Below are 21516 nucleotides of genomic sequence, written 5' to 3'. Positions count from 1 at the left end.
CCCCGCCGGACAACTGTGTGTCAACTCGACACACAACTTAACCCGCAAAAAGAAAAAGCCCGCCGAAGCGGGCTTCCATCCACATCAACAACCTCGAGGCCCAATCAGCCGGGCTTCACATTGAACAGCTGACTAATCAGCTCCCGAATTTGCGTTTCCTGGGCATCCGACAGCACACCCGTCTTGAGCTTCACCGTAAAGCTGTTGGTGTCTTTGGTAATGCTGCCGGCGTGGCTCTTGCCCGAGAAGATCTTCTCGATGCTGCGTTCGGATACGCTTTCGGTCGATTCCCCCCGACTCGCTTGCGCTCCAATCGCCGCGGCCAGCTTGCCTTGGTCCAGCGTCCGGCCGACCACGGCCGGCCACAAGTCGCGCGCAGCCGAAAGACCCGCCGAGCCGTACTTCTTGATTGCTGAAACAACCTCGTCAGCAGCCGAGCCGCCTAGCAGTCGTGGATTCAAATCAAGATCGCGCCGGATGAAGTCCGGCAGATTTTCAAAGGCCAAAAAGCGGTACAGGCCTTTGCGCGACATTCCCAACGCCTCCGCCATGCGCTTGCGCGTCGGAAACTCCCGTTCGGCGCGGCGCAGCGATTGTCCAATTTCATAATCAGTGAGATCTTCGCGACCGACGTTTTCCACCAGCGCGAGCACCGCCATGTCCTGATCGGAGCACTCGATCACGGAGGCGCGAATATCCTGTGCCTGAATCAGGGCGTGCGCGCGAAGACGTCGTTCACCGGCGATCAGCTGATAGCCGTTCTCCGCCCGACGAACGACGATCGGCTCGACGAGCCCGACTTCGCGGATCGATTCGGCCAGCGAGGCAAGGCCCTCGTCGCTGAAAATCTTGCGCGGCTGCCACGGGTTCGGCTGAATCGCGTTCACCGGAAGCATGAGCTTGTCGCTCGTGTTCTCCAGTTCCTGGATGCGCTGCTGCGCCACCGCCAACGCGCCGAGCATGCCGGGCCCGGTCTTGAACGCGCTGCTGCGGCGCGGCGGCTCGGCCGGAGCGACGGCTGCCGGCCGTTCGGCGGCTGGCCGCTCCGACGTCGAACCGAGTTCACGGGTCTTCGCCGCCATCTTGTCGCGGAATGAACTCACTTGCCGGCCCTCCATTGTTCGACGTAAAGATCGTCGATCCACTGTACGTAATCAGTCAGCGGCTGACGCACGCGCGCGACCGTCTTGTCAGCGAGGTCTCCCTTGCTGATGTCGAACACAGTCGCCATGGCGAGTGCGCCGTTACTCATCGCGGAACTGGCCGGCACCTCGAGCGCGTTCACCCAGTCCTTGTAAGTCCGCTGCACCCACGAGCGCACAACCGGTGCAGACGATGTCTTGCCGTAGTCGACCTTCGAAAGCAGGACGGAAACGAAGTCGTATGTCTTCTCGTCACCGCGTTCCATGATCGTGTGCGCGAGGTCAGAAAACAGGCTCCAGAACGAGACCGAGCTGATGAAGTCCAGGCTTTCGGGCACGAGCGGCATGACCATCGCGTCGGCGGCCATGAGCGCATTGATCGTGAGATAAGACAGCGACGGCGCCGTATCCAGAATGATGTAGTCGTATTGCTTGCGCAGCGCCTCCACCCCCTGACGCAGCAGATCCCAGAACTTGAACCCCGGGTTCTTGATCACGGTTCCGGGAATATGGAACTCCGCGGAAAACAGCGTGGGGTGCGCGGGAATGACGTCAAGTCCGTCCCAATAGGTTTCCTGCACAAAATTCAGCAGACCGCCTTCCATATGCGGGTCGTAGATGAACGGCAGGACCGTGCTATCCTCAGTCACTTCCTTTTCGGCATACAGACCGCAAAGCTCCGTGAGCGACGCCTGCGGATCCAGGTCGATCAGCAGAACCTTGCGACCACGCAAGGTCAGGCCTTGGGCGAGACACATGGTGGTGGTCGTTTTCGTCGAGCCGCCCTTGAAGTTGGCAACGAGGATCACCTTGCCGTCGGCGTCGCGCACCCCGGTATGGAGCGGTGTCTGATAAATATCGGAGACCTGCTGGACCCAGGTTCTCGCTTCCGGCAGCGTGAAGACCCGGCTGCGCCCGGAACCTTGCGCCACACCTTGCGGAAGACCCTCGCGGGTGGCGAGCAGGTTGTTCAGTTTGATGCGATCAATGCCGCACATCTCAGCGACCTGAGCGGACGTAAATGTGGGCGCCATCTTTCGCGGCCGCGGCGCCAGCATCATCTCCCGAAGCTCTTCAGATAGACGACCGGCCTCTTCGGCAAATTCAGTGATCGCGGAAAGATCCACACGTCGATCGATCGACGGCAATTCGATAGTTTTCGCCATTAATACGCTTTTTATCAGAATTTGGATAAAGCGTAGAATACAGCAAAAGCGTATGAAAACACACTAATTGAGTGCGATATGAAAAAAAATGACCCTTCAAAACGGCCCGTATTGCCCTCGTGGAACATTCCCAAGGGCAAAGTAGCAGCAAAAACCGGCAACGTCGCCCAGGCCGTTGTAGGCCCTTTCGCTGCGGTCTGCCTATTTTTTGTGCAAACCGCCGGGGCCAGAGCACCTCGTTGTTGACGATGTCGGTCGAGGTTTTTGTGCAAATTCAGCTTCAGATCATTCCCCGCAGGCTTCGTCGCTCCCATGCTCCCCGCACAGTCACGGTTTTTGTGCAGTTTCACCGGCTGATCCGCTTAGCCCCCCTGACCTAGCGGGCGGGTAACGATTTTTGTGCTTCCAGATTTCTGCGAGTCACCCTGGCCGGCCACGATTGCACAAAAACCGTTACCGTACGCGCAGGGAAAGCCTTGTTGCGCACGCGCCGACCACCGTAAAGGCACAAAAACCGTTACCCGATTTCCCCTGCGCGCCCAATGCCGCTGCCATTTCGCTATCCCGAGGCAGCCCAGTTCCACCAGGACGAATCTCACCGCCAACGCTGCACAAATTTCGTTACCTCGCGCAGGCGGCAAACGACGGAATCATCACACGGCGACCGCACAATAACCGTTACCTTCCGCCCGCCTTCCAGGATGTGCACAAAAAACGTTGCTATCACGGCGTCGCTCGGCCATGCACAAATTCCGTTGCCTTCCTTCCTCCCATCGAAAAGTCACTTCTGAATAACGTCCCATCGACCACCTTTGCCGCATCCAACTTGATGTCGGCTCGCGTAAAGACGTTCTGCACATAAACCACTTCCATAGATCACTGGAACTGCACAGAAATCGTTACCTTTCCATGGGTTTCGGTGGGCGAAAAGCAAATCCAGTCCCGATGCACCGCCACCGAGAGCCTTTACGTGCGGGGCTTTGAAGGGTTATTCCTCTTGAATTCCCTCACTGCATCGCGAGACACAACACGAAAAAGTTCGCACTGAGCATCTTTTTTTGTGAGCGGTTTGTTTGTTTACTTAAAGATAAAAACCCACCAACCAACTAACGTACGCACCCATTTTCTTGCTTTTCAAGGACTTGCCTTTCAAAAGCACCGTTCTATGTGCTCGCTGCACCGTTTTATGTGCGGCCGGGTGCCGTTTTATGTGCCGCCGCTGTAGAGATATTTGTGCGATCAGGTACGTTTTTTGTGCGCGAGCCGAATCCGGTGCCTGTTTGAGGTAACGTTTATTGTGTTGACTTGTGTTTGCGTAGTGATAGAGTGCCCGCCAATGTCGACGGGGAGAGCGTGCGTATGTCGGAGGAGAGCGGGCGAAGGACTACAACACTGCAGATGTCGCTGGGTCTCTTTGAGGAGATGTCCGGCCAGCCGATCAATGAGAGCACGCGGGAGATCGGTTTTCAGCGCAACAACGTGTTCGTCGCCATCAATGGGCTTGGGCTGTCTTCGCGCCGTTTCATCGACGCCGCCTATTTCATTGCCGCCCAGGAACCCGCGCCGCGCGATATCTACGACGTCGACCTGAATTACTTCAAGTGGCTCATGCGCTATGAGAGCCGCAATGTGCGCCATTTGCAGAGCGTCATCAAGGAAGCGCAGCGCGTGCTGATCGAGGTGACCGACACGCCGCCCGACCGCGCGCCCAGCGAAGACGACCAGTGGATTTCCGAGCAACTGATGGGCAGCGTCAAGATCGGCAAGGGGCGCATCCAGTTCCGCATTCCGCCGCTCATGCTGCGCCACATCACCGGGCCCGACAAGCATCACTGGCTGAACCTGTGCATCACGGCGTCGTTCTCGCAGACCTATGCGCGCGCGATCTACGACTATGTGTTGCCCTTCGTGGCGGCCGGCTTGACCGACTGGATCGAGCTCGACGTTATGCGGCGCTGGCCCGGCAAACTCGGTACGAGCGCGTCGGAGTTCAAGCATTTCCGGCCCAAGTATCTCGATCCGGCGGTGCGCCAGATCAACGAGCTATCCGACATCGACCTCAGCTACGAAACCCGGGCCGACTCGGAAACCTCGCGCAAAATCAACAAGATCCGCTTCCGGATGAAGCGCAAGGACACGGTCGCCGCGCTGCTTTCGCGGCAGCCCGACGCGCACGACCTGCTGCTCACGCTCAAGGAGGAGTTCGGCCTCTCCAACAAGCAGTTCGACGTGATCGCGGAGCATCGCATGAGCTGGACCGACGAGCGCATCCAGCAGGCCATCGAATACACGCGTTTCCGGCTCAACCAGGGCAAGGTGACCAAGAGCCCTGCGGGCTATCTGATGAAGGCGTTGAGCCACAACTGGCAGGTCTCGGAGGCCGAGCGCAAGATGGTGGCGATCCAGGGCGAGCTGGCCGTGGCTGCGACGGCTCAGGAGACCGCCAGGACGGTCGCGACCACGGCGGTGAAGCAGAGCATCGCAGCGCGCGACGAAGAGGCGCGCTCGCAGCGCAACGAGGAGGTCAAGCAAGGCCGCGAGCACTTCGAATCGGCCGACGAGAAGACCCGCAAGGAGCTGGTGCGGCTCTACATCGCCTCGCAGGCCGGCAAGCTCATGCTGCGCCGCCTGAAGCTCGAGGCGGGGGCGCTCTCCGACGGGAACATCCTCAACCACTCCGATCTGTCGTGGTATTTCGGGCAATTCGTCTACGGGAAGATGAAGCAACTTGCCGCGCAGTGAGTGTCTTCAATACGCTCGACGGCTGATATGTCGGTGGGCGTATTTCAGCCTGGCCTCGCAGTCCGTCACTGCCTTCCGCGCTCACGCAGCGGAAAACATCCAGTCGATCAACGAGTTAGGGCACTCGTCCCAGGTGTTCTCCACAAGCTTGCCAACAAAATCTGTGGGTAACTCGAGCGCCAGTCGCAAACCCGCGCAGACATAAAAAAAGGGAAGGCCCAGTGCCTTCCCTTTCTCCCTTGAGCGACGACGCCTTACTTCTTCTCGTCGTTCAGCTGCGGCAGCGTATAAGCCGCACCCGGTGCGAGCAGACCGACCTTCGAGTACACACGCAGCTTCTCGCGCGTGTCGGTGATGTCGAGGTTGCGCATCGTCAGCTGGCCGATACGGTCGCGCGGCGAGAACGTCGAGGCGACCTTCTCCATCGACAGACGCTCCGGCTGATACGTGAGGTTGTCCGACTTCGTGCTGAGGATCGAGTAGTCGTTGCCGCGGCGCAGTTCGATCTTCACTTCGCCGGTGATGGCGCGCGCCACCCAGTGCTGGGCCGTCTCACGCAGCATGATGGCCTGCGGGTCGAACCAGCGGCCCTGGTACAGCAGGCGGCCCAGGCGGCGGCCGTTCTCGCGGTACTGCTCGATGGTGTCTTCGTTGTGGATGCCCGTCACGAGGCGCTCATACGCGATGTGAAGCAGCGCCAGACCCGGGGCTTCGTAGATGCCGCGGCTCTTCGCCTCGATGATGCGGTTTTCGATCTGGTCGCTCATGCCCAGACCGTGACGGCCGCCGATGCGGTTCGCCTCGAGCAGCAGTTCCACGGCGTTCGGGAAAGTCTGGCCGTTCAGCGCGACCGGCTGGCCTTCCTCGAAGCGGATCGTCACTTCTTCGCGGTCGATCTTGACGTCGTCGCGCCAGAACGCCACGCCCATGATCGGGTTCACGATCTTGATGCCGCTTTCCAGGCTTTCGAGGTCCTTCGCTTCGTGCGTTGCGCCGAGCAGATTCGAGTCCGTCGAATAGGCCTTCTCGGCCGACATCTTGTATTCGAAGCCCGACTGGCGCATGAACTCCGACATTTCGGAGCGGCCGCCCAGTTCGTCGATGAACTGCTGGTCGAGCCACGGCTTGTAGATCTTCAGGTCCGGATTGACGAGCAGGCCATAGCGGTAGAAGCGCTCGATGTCGTTGCCCTTGTAGGTCGAACCGTCGCCCCAGATGTTGACGCCGTCTTCCTTCATCGCCGCCACGAGCATCGTGCCCGTCACAGCGCGGCCGATCGGGGTCGTATTGAAGTACGTGACGCCGGCCGTCGAGATGTGGAACGCGCCGCATTGCAGGGCGGCGATGCCTTCCGCCACGAGTTGCGCGCGGCAGTCGATCAGGCGTGCACCGGCGGCGCCGTATTCGGTCGCGCGGCGCGGGATCGAATCGTAGTCGTCTTCGTCGGGCTGGCCCAGGTTCGCCGTATAGGCGTAAGGCACGGCGCCCTTGAGCTTCATCCAGTGCAGCGCGGCGCTGGTGTCGAGGCCGCCGGAGAAGGCGATACCGACCTTTTGGCCGGTCGGAAGGCTTTCAAGAATTGTGCTCATGATGAGAAAGAACCCGGTAGAACGAGAATACGGAAGGAATTCGGTCGAATCGTCAAGTATGTTGTATCCCCGGCCTTTCGGCAAGCCTGGCGGGGAGGGCGGCAGGCCCCGTTCGCCGCGGTGTCCGCGTTAATAAAAAAGGGGCGCAGCGAGGGCGCTTGCTCAGCGCAGGCGGCGGGCGGCGGCGCGGCGACCAGTCGACGAGGCCTTCGCGCGTGAGCGCGAAAAGCGCCTCACGCACAGGCGTAGGGCTCACACCGAAGCGTTTGGCGAGATCGACCGAATTCGGGTCGTCGCCGGGACGAGCCGGCCTTCGATGATGCCGCGTGCCACTCGGTCGACAATCTCGGCGACGCTCGACTGCTCGCCCGTTTCCAGGGCGGCCAGTACGCCGACGTCTTCATCCATGCGCTTTCTTTCCCCCGGGGCGCCGCGGAGTGTAACAAATCCGCCGCCCGCTTCGCTCTCGAAATCGCAGGGCGGTTACGGAGATGTCAACACGGTCGCGAGAAGGTCTCGGAGAAAGGCGGGAATTCGCCATATGCTGAATCCAACTGTCGACACTAAAAGGCAATCCAATCGACTACCGGTCCGGCAAGGAGACGCCATGTACAGGTGCGCTCGCCAACGCCATGTGCGCGTATTCCAACGAGACGGACGACTGCGAGCCCGTCACGAAAGGTGCACCCCAGACCTGCAGCCCCGTTCACGGCGTGATGCGTTCGCTACGGCATGCGCGTTCGGGACGTATCCACGACCTGCTCGTCCTTCATGCCCAACAGGGCGACGGGGTCCGCGCCGGGCCGCCGCGTGGCTTTCCAGATCATCAGCAGGTGATAGTAGAGTCGCGGGCTGAAGCCGAAGCGGTACGCGTAGAGATTGCAGAGTGCGAGCTGCAACCCGGCGCGCGCCTCGCGATTGCGCGCGAGCAGCGAGACCACGATTGGCACGAGCCGGCGCATGGCGAGCTTGCGCGCCGGTTCGAGTTCGGGCGGCAACGTGAGGCTGTTGAGAAAACGCCACGCCGAGATCGACGAGGCATTGATGCTCGTGCGCGTCGCCTGGGATACCGAAACGTCTGTGATGCGATAGCACGAAACGTATTCGTTCACGTAGCACACGCGCTTTGCCGCGAGGCACAGGCGCGTGCCGAACACGTAATCGCAGCAGGTGCCGTAGCGGTCGTCGTAGCCGATGCGCTTGACGAGCGCCGCATTGGCAAGCCAGCCGTTGTTGGGGAACATCTGCACGATGCCCACGCGGCCCGGCGGGTGTTGCAGTCCCGCGGCGCTGGCCGTACGGTGATACGCGATGTTCATGCGTTCGCTGGCCGCGTGCATGATGCGCCCGTCGTGATCGGTTTCGTATTGATCGCCGAACGCGACTTCCAGATCCGGATAACGCTCCCACTGCGCAAGCAGCTTCTCGATGCAGTGCACGAGCAGATAGTCGTCGTCGTGGATCAGGAGGATCTTGTCTCCGCTCGCCCGCTCGAAAAGGCTGGCCACGTTGGGCGCCTGGCCGAGCGCCGGCACGTTGCGCCGGTAGGCGATGCGCGGGTCGTCTCCGTAACGCGAGGCGATCAGCTGCTGCGTGCGATCGTCGCTCGAGTCGTCGCCGATCACGATCTCGATGTTCGCATGCGTTTGCATGAGGCACGATTCGATGCAGCGAACCAGCAGTTCAGGCCGGTTGTACGTCGGCAGGCAAATGGAGACCTTCGTTGTTGTCGTCATGGGCAGACCCCAGTGCTTGAGGGATGCGGAGACGTTCGCAAAAGTGGGTTCGTAATGCGAACTTCATCCGTTGCACATGACGGTAAAGGAACAAAACGCGAAAGAAATTGAAAATAATTCGCAAGGAATGCGCCTTGCGCAGCGCGGCCCGCAAAGCCAACACTGGCCGGCATCCGCACAAAGTGCCGACGTTTGGTCTTACAAATCGGAAAAAAATCCGGGGTGGAAAAATGCTCCGGAATCGTCTGAGGTGGACTGAGTGCCGGAACAGTCGCGTCAATCGCGTTAACATTGGCGCTCCGCCTGAAACGACCGACGGCACCCATGGCCACCATCTCCTACGCCCACAAACCGCTCACGCCGTTTCGTCGTGCGCTCGCACGCTTTTCCCTCTCCGAACTCGCGAAATACACGAAACTCACGCTCGGTATGTGGATCGGATTCGGCGTGCCGTACGCGTGCGGGTATCCTGAAGCGGCGGTCGCGCTTTCCGGCTCGGCGATGCTCACACTCGCGCTCGGCAGTTCCATCTCGGCGGCGCGCGGATACTTCCACAAGCGCGTGATGTCGAATCTCGTCGCGATGCCGATCGGCACGCTGCTGATCTGGCTGACCGCGCCGCATTTGTGGCTGGGCGTGATCCTGCTGCCGCTCGTGATCTTCACGATCGTGCGCATGCGGCCTTCGGTGTTCCAGATGACGAGCATCACCGTGCCGATGACGCTCGTGCTCTACACGGGCGAGCACATACCGCTGCTGGAGCAGCGCCTGATCGGCGTGGTGCTCGGCATGCTGCTCGGTTTCATCATCCAGCAGGTTGCCTTTCCGCCCGATCACGGCTTCTGGGCGAATACGCTCGTGAACGACGGCAACGCACAGGCCGAAGCCTTGCTCACCGAGGTTGCAACGAAAACGCTGGACCGCACGAAACTGAAATCGGCGACGGCTGCGCTGCGGGTGTCGAGCAGCAATCTGAAGCAGGCGCACGATCTCCTCAAGTCCGATCTCGAGCAGTCGTGGGTGTCGGCGCATTTGAAGCGCAATCGGGATCGCCTGCCGCTGTTCGCGTGCTACCACGAGCTGTTCGATTCGATCGTCGGCTTCCTTGAAACGCTCGATACGTTCAACGCGCAATACGAGGCGCTCGATACGCAATGGAAAGAGGCATACCGGCTCGGCCTCGCGCGCCTCGTGGACGTGCACCGGCAACTAGCTTCGCAGGCCGACCTTCGGGTGGAGCGCCCAGGTCTACTCGTGGAGCCGCTGACTCGCGGTGAACTGCATGCGCTTGTCGAAGCGCTGCCCGCAACGGGCGTGTTCACGAGCGTCTATCTCGGGCATTTGACCGGCTACGGCATCCTGCTGAGCCGTCTGAGCGACATGCATACCGAGCACTTGCGCAAAGCGTGAGCGCCGCACTCATTCCTCGCGGATCTTCCCCGCGATCCGCGCGGCGGCGGCCTGCAGATCGCTCGGGCCCGGTCAACTCATGCGCTGAAAGCCTACCGCCCGGCGCGCCAGCGAGCGTCTACCCGTAATTGTCCTGGGGTGGGCGCGCCGCGATGCAACGCGTGGCGCGCCCCGCTCGCAGCGTCCCGTCTGCCGTGCCCGGCGGCCTTGCGCGCCCGATTGTTCGCGATCCGCGAATGACGTATTCGGGCGTTATCCGGTACTGATCACGCTGCGCTTGCGACTATCTTTGCGTCGTCGATGTCGATAGCGTCCCGCGCAGTGGCGCACGTCGCGTCGCACACCCGTTTTCGACCATGAACGAGTGGCGCGGCATCCGGCCGGCCCAAGGAGACAGAGATGAAACCGAACACATGGGACACGGCCTACGAATGGAAAGCCGTGACGCTGCTGGCACTGGGCTTCGGCCTCGTGGGCCTCGACCGCTGGCTGATCGCGCCGTTGTTCCCGTCCATCATGAAGGACCTCAACCTCAATGCGCAGGATGTCGGCAATTGCATCGGTATCCTGGGCCTTTCGTGGGGCGTGTTCGCGGCGGTCATGGGCGGCATGTCCGACAAGGTGGGGCGGCGCAAGGTGCTGATCCCGGCGATCATCGCGTTCTCGCTGCTCTCGGGCTTCTCGGGCCTCGCAGGCGGCTTCGCGAGCCTGCTGGCCGTGCGCGCGCTGATGGGCGTGGCGGAGGGTTCTTTCTGCCCGACCAGCTTCGCCGCCACCGCCGATGCCTCGCATCCGAAGCGCCGCGGCTTCAATCTCGGACTCCAGCAAAGCGGCTTCGCGCTGTTCGGTCTCGCGCTTTCGCCGATCATCGCGACGCAGTTGCTGGGCGTGATGAGCTGGCGCTGGGTGTTCGCACTCGTGTCGGTGCCGGGCCTCATTCTCGGCTTGCTGATGTACCGCGTGATCCGTGAGCCGCAAGGCGCGCCTGCGCCTGATTCGGGCGCATCCGCGGCGAAGGCCGAACGCGGCCACTGGCGTGACGTGATTCGCAGCCGCAACATTCCCGTGGCGATGGTCGCGCTCTTCTGCGCCATGACGGGCGTGTTCGTGCTCGGCGCCATGCTGCCGCTCTATCTCACGCAGTACCTTTCGCTCGACACCCAGCGCATGGGCGTGGTGGCCTCGGCAATTGGCTTTGGCGGTTTCGTCGGACAGTTCGGCTTGCCGGGGCTTTCGGATCTGTTGGGCCGGCGCCTCGCGAGCGTCGTCGGCTTTGTGGGCACTGCTGTCATGCTGATCGTGTTTCGCGGTCTTGGCGCGCAGCCGTTCGCGCTCTTCGCGGTGCTGTTCGCGGCGTCTTTCTTCACGCTCGGCCTTGTTTCGCTGCTCTCGGGGCCGGTTGCCACAGAAGCCGCGCCGGCCGGCATGGTCTCGACTTCGATCGGCCTCGTGGTGGGCGCGGGCGAAATCTTCGGCGGCGGCGTGGCGCCCGCACTCGCCGGATTCGTGGCAGCGCATTTCGGTATCCAGAACATTTTGTGGCTGCCGATCGGCGCGGTGTTCCTCGGCGTACTGGTGAGCCTCTTCCTCAAGGAAACCGCGCCTGCGAAGTTGCGGCGCAGCGAGGCCGCCGCCCCCGTTGCCCCCGGCGCGCCCTTGCCTGCAGCGGGGCAGGCCGAGTAGCGTGCGCGCCGCCCCGTGCAGAGCGGCGCGAGCGCCCGGAGGCGGGCCCTATACTTGAAGGGCCCGAACCCGAGAAGAAGAGAGGAGCATGGACCGATTCCTGAGCATCGAGGCGTTTGTGCGCGTGGCGGAAACGAGCAGTTTCGCGGAGGCGGCCCGGCAACTCGGCGTGACCAGTTCGGTCGTGACGAACCGCATCCAGCAACTGGAGAAGTTCGTCAACGCCCCGCTCTTTCATCGCAGCACGCGGCACGTGCGCCTCTCCGAAGTCGGCGAGGCGTTTTATCGTGAGTGCGCGGAGGTGGTGGGGCGTGTGAACGAGCTGACCGACCAGATGCGCGAGCTGCGCGCCACGCCCACTGGCAGGCTGCGCATCCAGATGTTGCCGGGCTTCGCGCTGGGCCATTTCGGCGCGCCGCTCGCCGAGTTCAACCGCCGCTATCCCGGCATCCAGCTCGACGTGATCGTCAACGACCGCGTGGTCGATCCGATCGAAGAAGGCTTCGACGTCGCTTTCCAGATCTTCCCGCCGATTTCCGATTCGCTGATCGAGCGACGGCTCTTTTCGGTGCGGCGGCTCTTTTGCGCCACGCCCGCTTATCTGGAGGAGCATGGCGCGCCGCAGCATCCGCGCGAATTGCTGCAGCACACCACGGCGCTCTATTCGGGCTATCCCTCGCGCAACCGCTGGACGATGACACGCGGCGACGAAGTCGTGGAGATGGAGTTGCCCGGCATGATCCGCTCGAACTCGGTGCATTTGCTGCGCGATTACGCGCTCACGGGCGGCGGCGTGGTGTGCCTGCCTACGCTCGTGGCGAGCGAGGCGCTCCTAAACGGTTCGCTCGTGCCGATCCTCACCGACTACCACCTATCGGCATTGAGTTTTGCCGCCGTGTATCCCTCCACGCAGCGCCAGGCCCTGAAAGTGAAGGCGCTGGTGGAGTTTCTGGCCGAGTATCTGGGCCCCGAGCCCGCCTGGGATGTGCCGCTGATCGAGCGCGGCTGGGTGCGCTAGCGCCTGCGACGATCGCCTGCCGCGATTATTTGCGAAACGCGAATGCCGTAGTTGCCTGGCCGCCGGTTGTTACCGCCGCGCAGCGCTCCTAAAGTTGATTCCAACGAACCTTCCAAAACAGGAGACAGCCATGACCGATTCGTCATTCCACACCGCCTTCGGTTCGCTCGAGCAGTATCGCAAGGGCGAGATCGAAATCACGAGCGGCGACGCCCGCCACTATGTTTTCTCCAATGTCTTCGAAGTCGCCGCAAGCTCGGCGCCCTACGAGAAAGTCGTGGTCGGCAAGAACCTCGACTACGTGATCGAGGTGCTGCGCACGGAAGGGCAATCGCGCTGGTTCGCCTGCGCCCACGATGAATTCGTGATCCTGATGGATGGCGAAGTGCGCATCGACTTCATCAAGCTCGATACGCCGCCCAAGGGCGGTACGGGCACGGTCGACGCGGGCGAGCAGCCCGCGGGCCGCAAGATGGGCCACGTGGTGTTGCGCCGCGGCCATCAAGCGCTGCTGCCGGCCGGCTGCGCGTATCGCTTCAGCGCGCAGAAGGCTGGCGTGGCGCTCGTGCAGACCATGGCCGGTGAACTGTCCGTGCAGAAGTGGGCGGATATCTGCCTGCACTGACAACACGCGCTATCCGAACACTCGACTACTGGAGACACGACATGGCCACCCTCGATACCCTCGACCATTCCGCAGGCTTTGCCGCCGACACCGTGCGCGCGAGCGAGCCCGACGCCGTGACCGGCTATCGCCGCTACACGCTCGGCGCGTTCGAATTCACGCGCGACGAGTACTTCGTGAAAGTGCTGTGGCCCGCGAAAGGGCAGACGCGCACGCACGCCATCCCCGCCGACGCCTTCCTGCGCGCCATGATGCGCGACGTGGCCTGGGGCTTCTTCTACGGCTGGGTGAACTTCGACCACGTGTTCGGCACGCGCAACCACTACGGCAAGGTGGACGTGTATGCGGGCTCGTTCAACGGCATCATGAAGGACGCCGGCGTGGACTATATCGAGACATTCGAAACGCCCACCATCATGGCGACCTTCAAGGCGATCCTGCACGACTGGACCAACGAAGGCTTCGACCCGTTCGCCGCGCCCGAGGAAACCGGTACCGCATTCGGCCGCAAGCATGGCGAGAACGATGCCGCGATCGAGCGTACGCGCATCGCCACGCGCCGCATGCCGGGCCTCGAAGGCGACTCGCCGCTGCGCGACGACCTCCCGGTGAACCGCGCCTTCGCCGACGTGCCTCAGGACAACCCCGAAGTGCACGCCGAGCCCGGCTTCGAAGGCGAGCTGCACGCGTTCAACCTCTTCAAGTACCTCTCGCGCTCGGACGTGACATGGAACCCCTCGGTCACTTCGGTGTGCGGCCAGAGCCTGTTCTGCCCGACCACGGAGGAATACATCCTGCCGGTTTTCCACGGCAACGACCGCGTGGAGTGGTTCCTGCAGCTCTCCGACGAGATCGTCTGGGACATCGGCGACAAGAACACCGGCGCGCCGCGCGCACGCATCACCATGCGCGCGGGCGACATTTGCGCCATGCCCGCCGATATCCGCCACCAGGGCTATTCGACCAAGCGCTCGATGCTGCTCGTGTGGGAGAACGCGACCGCAGGTTTGCCCAAGCGCTACGAGAGCGGCGAACTCAAGCCGTATCCGGTCGAGTTTTGAACGAGCTTCGCAGCTACACAGCAAGCCTTAAGCATCAACCGAGGAATGACTCATGCAAACGCAATTGTTCATCGCCGGCCGCTTCGTCGACGCCGTCGAGGGCGGCACCATCGACGTGCTCAATCCGCATGACGGCTCGCTGATCACGAAGATCGCCGCCGCCACCGCCGCCGACATCGATCTGGCCGTGGCCGCCGCTACGCGCGCCTTCCCGCAATGGTCGGCGATGCCGGCTGCCGAACGCGGCCGCCTGCTGCTGCGTCTGGCCGACGCCATCGAAGCGAACGGCGAAGAACTCGCGCAACTGGAATCGCTCGACACGGGGCACCCGATCCGCGATTCGCGCGCGCTGGACGTGCCGCGCACGGCGGCGTGCTTCCGCTACTTCGGCGGCATGGCCGACAAGCTGCAAGGCTCGGTCATTCCGGTCGAAACGGGCTTTCTCAACTACGTGCAGCGCGCGCCCATTGGCGTGGTGGGCCAGATCGTGCCGTGGAATTTCCCGCTCATGTTCACGAGCTGGAAGATGGGCCCGGCGCTCGCGGCCGGCAACACGGTGGTGCTGAAGCCCTCGGAAATCACGCCGCTTTCCACGCTGCGCATCGTCGAGCTGATGGCGGAAGTGGGCTTTCCCGCGGGTGTCGTCAACATCGTGCCGGGCTACGGACATACGGCCGGCCAGCGGCTTGCGGAACACGAGGGCGTGGGCAAGATCGCCTTCACCGGCTCGACGGCGACGGGGCGGCGCATCGTGGAGGCCTCGAAGGGCAACCTGAAGCGCGTGCAGCTCGAACTGGGCGGCAAGGGCGCCAATATCGTGTTCGACGACGCCAATCTCGACGCCGCCATCAACGGCGCGGCCTGGGCGATCTTCCACAACCAGGGGCAGGCGTGCATTGCGGGTTCGCGTCTGGTGCTGCACGAGCGCATCGCCGACGAATTTCTCGAACGCTTTGCGGCGCTCGCTGCTTCGATTCGTGTCGGTAATCCTTTGGACCCCGAAACAGAAATGGGGCCGCTCACTTCGCTGCAGCATCTGGAGCGCGTGAAGGCCTTCGTGGACGTGGCGCGCGAGCAGGGCGGGCGCGTCCTCACGGGCGGCACCGCGCCGCAGGACCCCGCGCTCGCCAACGGCTACTACGTGCGCCCCACGGTGATCGAGGCGAAGACGCCGGACGATCGCATCGCGCAGGAAGAGGTGTTCGGCCCGTTCGTGACCGTGCTGCGCTTCAACTCCGACGAAGAAGCGCTCGCGATTGCCAACGGCACAGACTACGGTCTCGGCAGCGGCCTGTGGACGCGCGACCTCTCGCGCGCGCACAGCATCGCGGGCAAGATTCAGGCGGGCATGTGCTGGGTGAACTGCTACAAGCGCGTGAATCCGGGCAGCCCGTTCGGCGGCGTCGGTCAATCGGGCTACGGTCGCGAAATGGGCTTCGAGGCGATGCACGACTACACGGAGGCCCGCTCGGTGTGGGTCAACGTGGACGCCCAGGTGCCGCCCCACTTCAAGCGTTGAGGCACGTATGGATCGCTTCGTTTATCAGGGCTTGCCGTCGCGCGTGGTGTTCGGCTGGGGCAACCTCGCGCGGTTGCCCGAAGAAGTGGACCGGCTGGGCGCGCGCCGCGCGTTGATCCTCTCGACGCCCGAGCAGCGGCCGCTCGCTGAAGAAGTCGCGCGCCTGCTCGGCGAGCGCGCCGCGGGCATCCATGCCGAAGCAGTCATGCACGTGCCCGTGGAGGTCGCGCGGGCCGCACGCGAGAAAGCGGCGGCGCTGGACGCGCAGTGCTGCGTGGCCGTGGGCGGCGGCTCGACCATCGGCCTTGGCAAGGCCATCGCGCTCGAATCGGCGCTGCCGATCGTCGCCGTGCCCACGACCTATGCGGGCTCGGAGATGACGCCCATCTACGGTCTCACCGAAGGGCGTCTGAAAAAGACCGGGCGCGACCTGCGCGTGCTGCCGCGCACCGTGATCTACGATCCGTCGCTCACGGTCTCGCTGCCGGCCGGCATTTCGGCGGCTTCGGGCATAAACGCAATGGCGCACGCGGTCGAGGCGCTCTACGCAGAGGACGCGAACCCGGTGATCAGCCTGATGGCCGAAGAATCGATTCGCGCGTTGGGCGAGGCGCTGCCCGGTGTCGTGCGTCGCCCGGACGACGCGGCGATGCGCAGTCGCGCGCTGTATGGCGCATGGCTCGCGGGCACTTCCCTGGGCGCGGTGAGCATGGCGCTGCATCACAAGCTCTGCCACACGCTCGGCGGCACCTTCAACCTGCCGCACGCGCAAACGCATGCGGTCATGCTGCCGCATACGGCGCACTACAACCACGCGGCCGCGCCACACGCGCTCGAGCGTGTGGCGCGTGCGCTCGGCGGCGCGCAGGCGGACGAAGCCGGGCCACGGCTCTACGCGTTGAACGAGTCGCTTGGCATTGCGCTTTCGCTCGCGGAGATCGGTATGCCCGAAGCGGGCCTCGACGAAGCGGCCGATCTCGCGTGTACGAATGCCTATCCCAATCCGCGACCGTTGGAGCGCGCGGCGATCCGCGCATTGCTGCAACGCGCGTGGGAAGGCTTGGCGCCGCGTTAGCCGGGCCGTGCCACGCCGCGAGCGTGGCGCGCAAAACGAAGGAAAGGAGACAACCATGTCGATGCATGACACCGAAGCCGAACGCGCCTTGACGGAACAGGTCGTGGGCCGCTTCGCGAACACACCCGACGCGCGCCTGCGCACGCTGATGCAAAGCCTCGTGCGGCACCTGCACGCTTACGTGCGCGAAGTCGAGCCGACAGAGGCGGAGTGGTTTGCCGCGATCCGCTTTTTGACCGAGACGGGCCAGATGTGCGACGACGTCGTCCGCCAGGAATTCATCCTGCTTTCCGACACGCTGGGCGTGTCGATGCTCGTCGACGCGATCAACCACCGCTACGCTTCCGGCGCGACCGATACGACCGTGTTCGGCCCGTTCTATATCGAAGGCATGCCGGAACGCGCCTATGGCGAGAACATGGCGTTCACGCCGGGTACGCCGGCCCTCGTGCATGGCCGCGTGCTGACGACCGACGGCAAGCCAATCGCGAACGCCTTGCTCGACGTGTGGCAGACGGCGGACAACGGCATGTACTCGGGGCAGGACACCGAGCAACCGCACGGCAACCTGCGCGGCCGTTATCGCACCGACGCCGAAGGCCGCTATGCGATCCGCACCATCGTGCCCGTGTGCTATCCCATTCCGACCGACGGCCCGGTGGGCCGCATGCTCGACGCCACGGGGCGGCATCCGTGGCGGCCCGCCCATCTGCACTTCATGATCACGGCGCCGAGCCACAGCACGCTCGTGACGCACCTGTTCAACCAGAACGACCCGTATCTGGATTCGGATGCGGTGTTCGGCGTAAAGCCCTCGCTGCTCGTCGACTATCGCGAGCACGCGGCGGGCGAGGCGGCCGCGCAGCAGTTCGGGTTCGAGGGCGGCTTTCGCGAGGCGCGCTACGACTTCGTGCTGGAGCGCGCATGAGACCGCACACGCGCTACTACGCCGTATTCGCCACCGACAAGCCCGGCATGCGCGACGTCCGCGAGCGCGTGCGCGCGGTGCATCGCACCTATCTGCGCTCGGCCGCGCAGCGTGGGGTGTTCGTGCGGTTGGGCGGCTCGACGCTCGCGCCGCATTGCGACGCGCTCAACGGCACGCTCCTCGTGATCGAGGCGGAAGGATACGACGACGTGATGCGCTTCGTGCGCGACGATCCCTATACGTTGGCGGGGTTGTTCGAGCACGTAGAGATTCGTCCATGGGACTGGAATCTTGGCAATCCTGAGCAAAGAGTGTGAACCATGCAGACCGTGTGCCTGTGTTGCCTTGACGATGTGCCCGACGGGGGCGCGCGCGTGATCGACGCCGCCCTCGCGGGGCGGCCGGTCGTCGTCGTGCGGCGTGCCGGCGAAGTGTGGGCGTACGCGAACCGCTGCCCGCACTTCTCGGTGCCGCTCGACTACGAGCCCGGCCATGTGCCAACGTATCGCGCCCAGGTGATCATGTGCGCGCATCACAGCGCATTGTTTCGCTTCGAAGACGGGCAGTGCGTCGAAGGCCCGTGCGCGGGAGCCAAGCTCGATGCCATTCCCGTCTGGCTCGATGCGCAGTCCAACGTCGTGGCGCATTGCGGCGGCGCCTGACCGTCTTCCACGCATAGGGCGTCGATGCTCGCACTGAGTCCGGCATGCGAATGCGAATGGCGCAGGAACAGTGCGAGCAGTTCAGGCCGCAGCCCGTCGCCGCGTTGAGCCGCGAGCGCGTGAAGGGCGAGGAGCGGAGCAAGCTGTGACATGATTCGACTCCCTATGTGAGACCTTCCATTCGCCGCGCTATCAGACGCGCTTGATGAGCCCGAGCTGCGTGAGCGCCGTTACGCCGTCGTCGAGTCCGATCTCCTCGACGATCTTGCCGTCTTTCAGGCGCAACACCGTCGTGCCGGTGAAATGCATCTTGCGGCCGCTCGCCGCCGGCAACGATCCCGCGAGAAAGTCCCCGAACGCCGGGCCCGAATGCGTGCCGCCGCCTTCCCACTGGCCCACCACGTACTCGCCTTCGGCGATCAAGTCGGCCGCGCCCCAGAAGTTCAGATTAGGGAACGCCGCGCGAAAGCCGGTCATGAACGCCTTGATGTCTTCGCGTCCGCGGCGCGGCTCGTGCAGCGAATACTTGAGCAGCATGTCCGGCGCGGCCAGCTCGTCGACGACGCCGAGGTCGCAGGTTTCGCCCCAGAAGCGCGTGAACCAGCGGCCAACGATCGCCTTGTTGTCCTCTTCCATCGACATGTTCGACTCCTTGCTGATCTCGATTCATGGCGAAGCAGGATTGCTGCGCCTGAAATGAACGATATCGACAGGCAAACCTCGTCAATACCCGTTTCTTGCCGTGACATTCGCATGGCATTCACGCCGTGGCGCGCGCCGAATTAGAGCGCAACATTCGGATCGGAACGCGCGGAGCGTAGGCGTATCGTTGGTCTGTATGGGAGATCGGCGAAAATGCCGCTTGCGAGAGGAGGGATACACGCGATGAGTACCGGGGCCATGCGGGCAGAGAAGCGGGAATCCGGAACATATGACTGGGTCGAGATCGAGCGATCGCTCGACATGCGCGGCTACGCAGTGCTGCCCCGCGTGCTCAGGCCCGAACAATGCGCACAGCTTGCCGCCCTCTACGCGAGGGACGATGGCTTTCGCTCGCGCATCGTCATGGCGCGTCACAATTTCGGGCGCGGGGAATACAAGTACTTCGCGTATCCGCTGCCGTCGCTGCTTCAGCGCTTGCGGCATGCGCTCTATCCGTCCCTCGCGCCGATCGCGAACCGCTGGAACGAGCAACTGGGGATCGACACGCAGTACCCGGCCGATCTCGACGCGTTTCTCGATCGATGCCACCGCGCGGGGCAAACGTGCCCGACACCGCTCATCCTCGAATACGGCCCGGGCGACTATAACTGCCTGCACCAGGACTTGTACGGCGAGCATGTGTTTCCGCTGCAGGTGGCGATGCTGCTCTCACGCCCCGGCGTCGATTTCGAGGGCGGCGAATTCGTGATGACGCAGAGCGCGTCGAACGGTCAATGCGCCGAAGTGATTCCGCTGGACCAGGGCGACGCGGTGCTGTTCACCGTCAACCAGCGGCCGGCTGCGAACCGGCGCGGCGGCACGCGCAGGGTCGCGATGCGGCACGGCGTGAGCGTACTGCGCAGCGGCAAGCGTCATACCGTCGGCCTGATTTTTCACGATTCACGTTAGCGCGCGCACGACGCGAAGGAACGCATCATGCAACTGTTTCTCAGCCGTATCGAGTCGCCGCCTGGCGATCTCATGCTGGTGAGCGACGTGCAGCATCGGCTGTATGCGCTCGAATTCTCCGATCACCGCGCGCGTCTGCATCGCGGTCTGCGCGATCGTTACGGGGGTGCCGAATTGATCGACGCCGCCGCGCCGGCGTCGATTGCCGACGCCATGACGCGCTATTTCTCGGGCGAATTGAACGCGCTCGATCCACTCCCGGTCGTCATGGCGGGCTCGGACCTGGAAGAAAAGGTCTGGGCGGCGTTGCGTCACATTCCGGCCGGCACCACCACCAGCTACGGCAAGCTCGCAAAAGCGCTGGGATTCGAAGACCCGCGCGCGGCGATCGACATCGGCGCGGCGAACGGCGCGAATCCCATCGCTATCGTCGTGCCGTGCCATCGCGTGATTGCCAGCAACGGCGAGTTGAAGGGCTACGCGTGGGGCCTGCATCGCAAGCGCTGGCTGCTCGAACACGAGAAGGCGATTGCGGCCGCGCGCGAGGTTCCGCAGACGGCAACGCTCCCGGGATTTTGAAACGAATATGTCCTTGTCTATGAGTTCAGCCGCCAACACATTCGATAAGCTCGATTGGAGCGCAATCGCCGCGCAACTGGATAGCGAAGGGTATGCGGTACTGCCTCGGCTTGCTGGCGCGGCCGAGGCCCGCATGCTCGCGCGCGAGGCCGGCACATCGACCGCGTTGCGCCGCGTTTCGCTGGACTCGCTCGATCTCGGTCGTGGCGATCTGCTGTATTTCGGCGCCGCGCTGCCGCAGCCGTGGGCGCAATGGCGTGCGGACCTCTATCGCCAGTTGGCGCCCATCGCCAATCGATGGAACGAGATGCTTGGCATGCCTTATCGATACCCTGCAGCGCTGGATGCATTTCTGGAGCGCAACCGTCGAGCGGGGCAAACGCAGGCGCAGTCGCATCTGAACCAGCTCCGCACCGACGACTATCTGGCGCTGCATCAACGCAGTGAAGGGGAGCATGTATTTCCGCTGCAAATGGTCGCCTTGCTCTCGGCGCCGGGGAAAGACTTCACGGGCGGCGAACTCGTGCTGACCGAGCAGCGTCCGCGCATGCAGTCGCGCCCGACGGTCGTTCCGCTCGGCTTGGGCGACGCGGCGATCATCGCCACGGCCCAGCGGCCATTCATAGGCAGCAGCGCTTACTACCGCGTGAACCTCCGGCACGCCATCAGCCGCGTGCGCAGCGGCGAGCGCATTGGCGCCGAGTTGTCGTTCCACGACGCGCCGAAGGCGGCGAACGATCAACACGCATTCGATCTCTGAATCCTGCTGAACAGGGATTCCAGTCCGCCGCGGCGAATGCAACTAACTGCCAAGCCCGCCAACCCCAGCCATACGCCGCGCCACAGCGCGGCGGCATTGATTCGCCTTCATGCCATGCCCATCGCCCAGGGACTTCCCTTACAAAGACTTTATCGACTATTTATCGATAAATTGTCGTGATAGATTTCTCAACACGCTGCTGATGTACGC

General features: G+C 63.3%; 20 protein-coding genes and 1 pseudogene. 14 read left to right on the top strand and 7 right to left on the bottom strand.

What is annotated here, in order from left to right:
* Positions 1-104: 104 nt before the first annotated feature.
* Genes ACOJB8_RS03280 through ACOJB8_RS03270 form a run of 3 tightly spaced genes read right to left on the bottom strand, consistent with a single transcriptional unit; the run spans position 105 to position 2658 of the window.
* Positions 105-1103 (bottom strand): ParB/RepB/Spo0J family partition protein, encoded by a 999-nt coding sequence (locus ACOJB8_RS03280; RefSeq protein WP_069262986.1) that lies wholly within the window; start codon positions 1101-1103, stop codon positions 105-107.
* A complete protein-coding gene (locus ACOJB8_RS03275) occupies positions 1100-2308 on the bottom strand; it encodes an AAA family ATPase (RefSeq protein WP_062859876.1) in 1209 nt (402 codons plus the stop codon). The genes ACOJB8_RS03280 and ACOJB8_RS03275 overlap by 4 nt, the downstream gene beginning before the upstream one ends.
* 14 nt (positions 2309-2322) lie before the next feature.
* The gene (locus ACOJB8_RS03270) at positions 2323-2658 is read right to left on the bottom strand and encodes a hypothetical protein (protein ID WP_475011026.1); all 336 of its coding nucleotides are present in this window, start codon (positions 2656-2658) and stop codon (positions 2323-2325) included.
* Between the two features lie 1048 nt (positions 2659-3706).
* Between ACOJB8_RS03270 and ACOJB8_RS03265 the strand changes: the two genes are divergently transcribed.
* On the top strand, positions 3707-5050 hold the full coding sequence (locus ACOJB8_RS03265; protein ID WP_256094574.1) for a replication initiation protein: 1344 nt from the start codon (positions 3707-3709) through the stop codon (positions 5048-5050).
* A gap of 254 nt (positions 5051-5304) precedes the next feature.
* On the opposite strand, the gene argG is transcribed toward ACOJB8_RS03265, so the two are convergent.
* The 3 genes and pseudogenes from argG to ACOJB8_RS03250 all read right to left on the bottom strand — a co-directional run bounded on the left by argG (position 5305) and on the right by ACOJB8_RS03250 (position 8375).
* The gene (argG, locus tag ACOJB8_RS03260) at positions 5305-6639 is read right to left on the bottom strand and encodes an argininosuccinate synthase (protein WP_069263475.1); all 1335 of its coding nucleotides are present in this window, start codon (positions 6637-6639) and stop codon (positions 5305-5307) included.
* A gap of 175 nt (positions 6640-6814) precedes the next feature.
* A pseudogene (locus ACOJB8_RS03255) lies at positions 6815-7047 on the bottom strand (GntR family transcriptional regulator); the annotation flags it as partial.
* A 317-nt stretch (positions 7048-7364) separates the two neighbouring features.
* Complete coding sequence (locus ACOJB8_RS03250) at positions 7365-8375, bottom strand: glycosyltransferase family 2 protein (protein WP_475011025.1); 1011 nt, start codon at positions 8373-8375, stop codon at positions 7365-7367.
* Positions 8376-8699: 324 nt separating this feature from the next.
* Here ACOJB8_RS03250 and ACOJB8_RS03245 point away from each other — a divergent pair, with 324 nt between their 5' ends.
* From ACOJB8_RS03245 to ACOJB8_RS03200, 10 genes are all read left to right on the top strand, one after another.
* Positions 8700-9785, top strand: a complete 1086-nt coding sequence (locus ACOJB8_RS03245) for an aromatic acid exporter family protein (protein ID WP_368606556.1) — start codon at positions 8700-8702, stop codon at positions 9783-9785.
* Positions 9786-10184: 399 nt separating this feature from the next.
* A complete protein-coding gene (locus ACOJB8_RS03240) occupies positions 10185-11468 on the top strand; it encodes an MFS transporter (protein ID WP_069262982.1) in 1284 nt (427 codons plus the stop codon).
* 88 nt (positions 11469-11556) lie between these two features.
* Positions 11557-12486, top strand: coding sequence for a LysR family transcriptional regulator (locus ACOJB8_RS03235; protein WP_069262981.1), 930 nt, complete (start codon positions 11557-11559; stop codon positions 12484-12486).
* A 130-nt stretch (positions 12487-12616) separates the two neighbouring features.
* Positions 12617-13111 (top strand): cupin domain-containing protein, encoded by a 495-nt coding sequence (locus tag ACOJB8_RS03230; protein WP_475011024.1) that lies wholly within the window; start codon positions 12617-12619, stop codon positions 13109-13111.
* Between the two features lie 41 nt (positions 13112-13152).
* Complete coding sequence (locus ACOJB8_RS03225) at positions 13153-14172, top strand: hydroxyquinol 1,2-dioxygenase (protein WP_069262979.1); 1020 nt, start codon at positions 13153-13155, stop codon at positions 14170-14172.
* Positions 14173-14224: 52 nt separating this feature from the next.
* On the top strand, positions 14225-15691 hold the full coding sequence (locus ACOJB8_RS03220) for an aldehyde dehydrogenase family protein (RefSeq protein WP_475011023.1): 1467 nt from the start codon (positions 14225-14227) through the stop codon (positions 15689-15691).
* A 7-nt stretch (positions 15692-15698) separates the two neighbouring features.
* Positions 15699-16766 carry a maleylacetate reductase gene (locus tag ACOJB8_RS03215; RefSeq protein ID WP_368619721.1) on the top strand — a complete coding sequence of 356 codons (1068 nt, stop codon included), beginning with the start codon at positions 15699-15701 and terminating at the stop codon, positions 16764-16766.
* A gap of 55 nt (positions 16767-16821) precedes the next feature.
* Positions 16822-17694: an intradiol ring-cleavage dioxygenase gene (locus ACOJB8_RS03210; protein ID WP_475011022.1), complete on the top strand. Its 873-nt coding sequence runs from the start codon at positions 16822-16824 to the stop codon at positions 17692-17694.
* Positions 17691-18011 (top strand): YciI family protein, encoded by a 321-nt coding sequence (locus ACOJB8_RS03205; RefSeq protein WP_069262975.1) that lies wholly within the window; start codon positions 17691-17693, stop codon positions 18009-18011. Before ACOJB8_RS03210 ends, ACOJB8_RS03205 begins: the two co-directional genes overlap by 4 nt.
* Positions 18012-18014: 3 nt before the next feature.
* A complete protein-coding gene (locus tag ACOJB8_RS03200; protein WP_368619723.1) occupies positions 18015-18356 on the top strand; it encodes a Rieske (2Fe-2S) protein in 342 nt (113 codons plus the stop codon).
* Positions 18357-18548: 192 nt separating this feature from the next.
* Here the strand turns inward: ACOJB8_RS03200 and ACOJB8_RS03195 are convergent, their stop codons facing one another.
* Entirely contained in the window at positions 18549-18998 is a 450-nt protein-coding gene (locus ACOJB8_RS03195) for an ester cyclase (RefSeq protein ID WP_368606562.1), read from the bottom strand.
* A gap of 243 nt (positions 18999-19241) precedes the next feature.
* On the opposite strand from ACOJB8_RS03195, the gene ACOJB8_RS03190 reads away from it, so the two are divergent.
* Genes ACOJB8_RS03190 through ACOJB8_RS03180 form a run of 3 tightly spaced genes read left to right on the top strand, consistent with a single transcriptional unit; the run spans position 19242 to position 21306 of the window.
* Positions 19242-19967: a 2OG-Fe(II) oxygenase gene (locus tag ACOJB8_RS03190; protein ID WP_475011021.1), complete on the top strand. Its 726-nt coding sequence runs from the start codon at positions 19242-19244 to the stop codon at positions 19965-19967.
* A gap of 27 nt (positions 19968-19994) precedes the next feature.
* Complete coding sequence (locus ACOJB8_RS03185; RefSeq protein ID WP_475011020.1) at positions 19995-20546, top strand: methylated-DNA--[protein]-cysteine S-methyltransferase; 552 nt, start codon at positions 19995-19997, stop codon at positions 20544-20546.
* Positions 20547-20565: 19 nt separating this feature from the next.
* Positions 20566-21306 (top strand): 2OG-Fe(II) oxygenase, encoded by a 741-nt coding sequence (locus ACOJB8_RS03180; protein ID WP_475011223.1) that lies wholly within the window; start codon positions 20566-20568, stop codon positions 21304-21306.
* Positions 21307-21516: the final 210 nt, after the last annotated feature.

The organism is Paraburkholderia sp. BR10141 (assembly GCF_056155635.1).
This window is presented reverse-complemented; position numbering and strand designations above follow the sequence as displayed.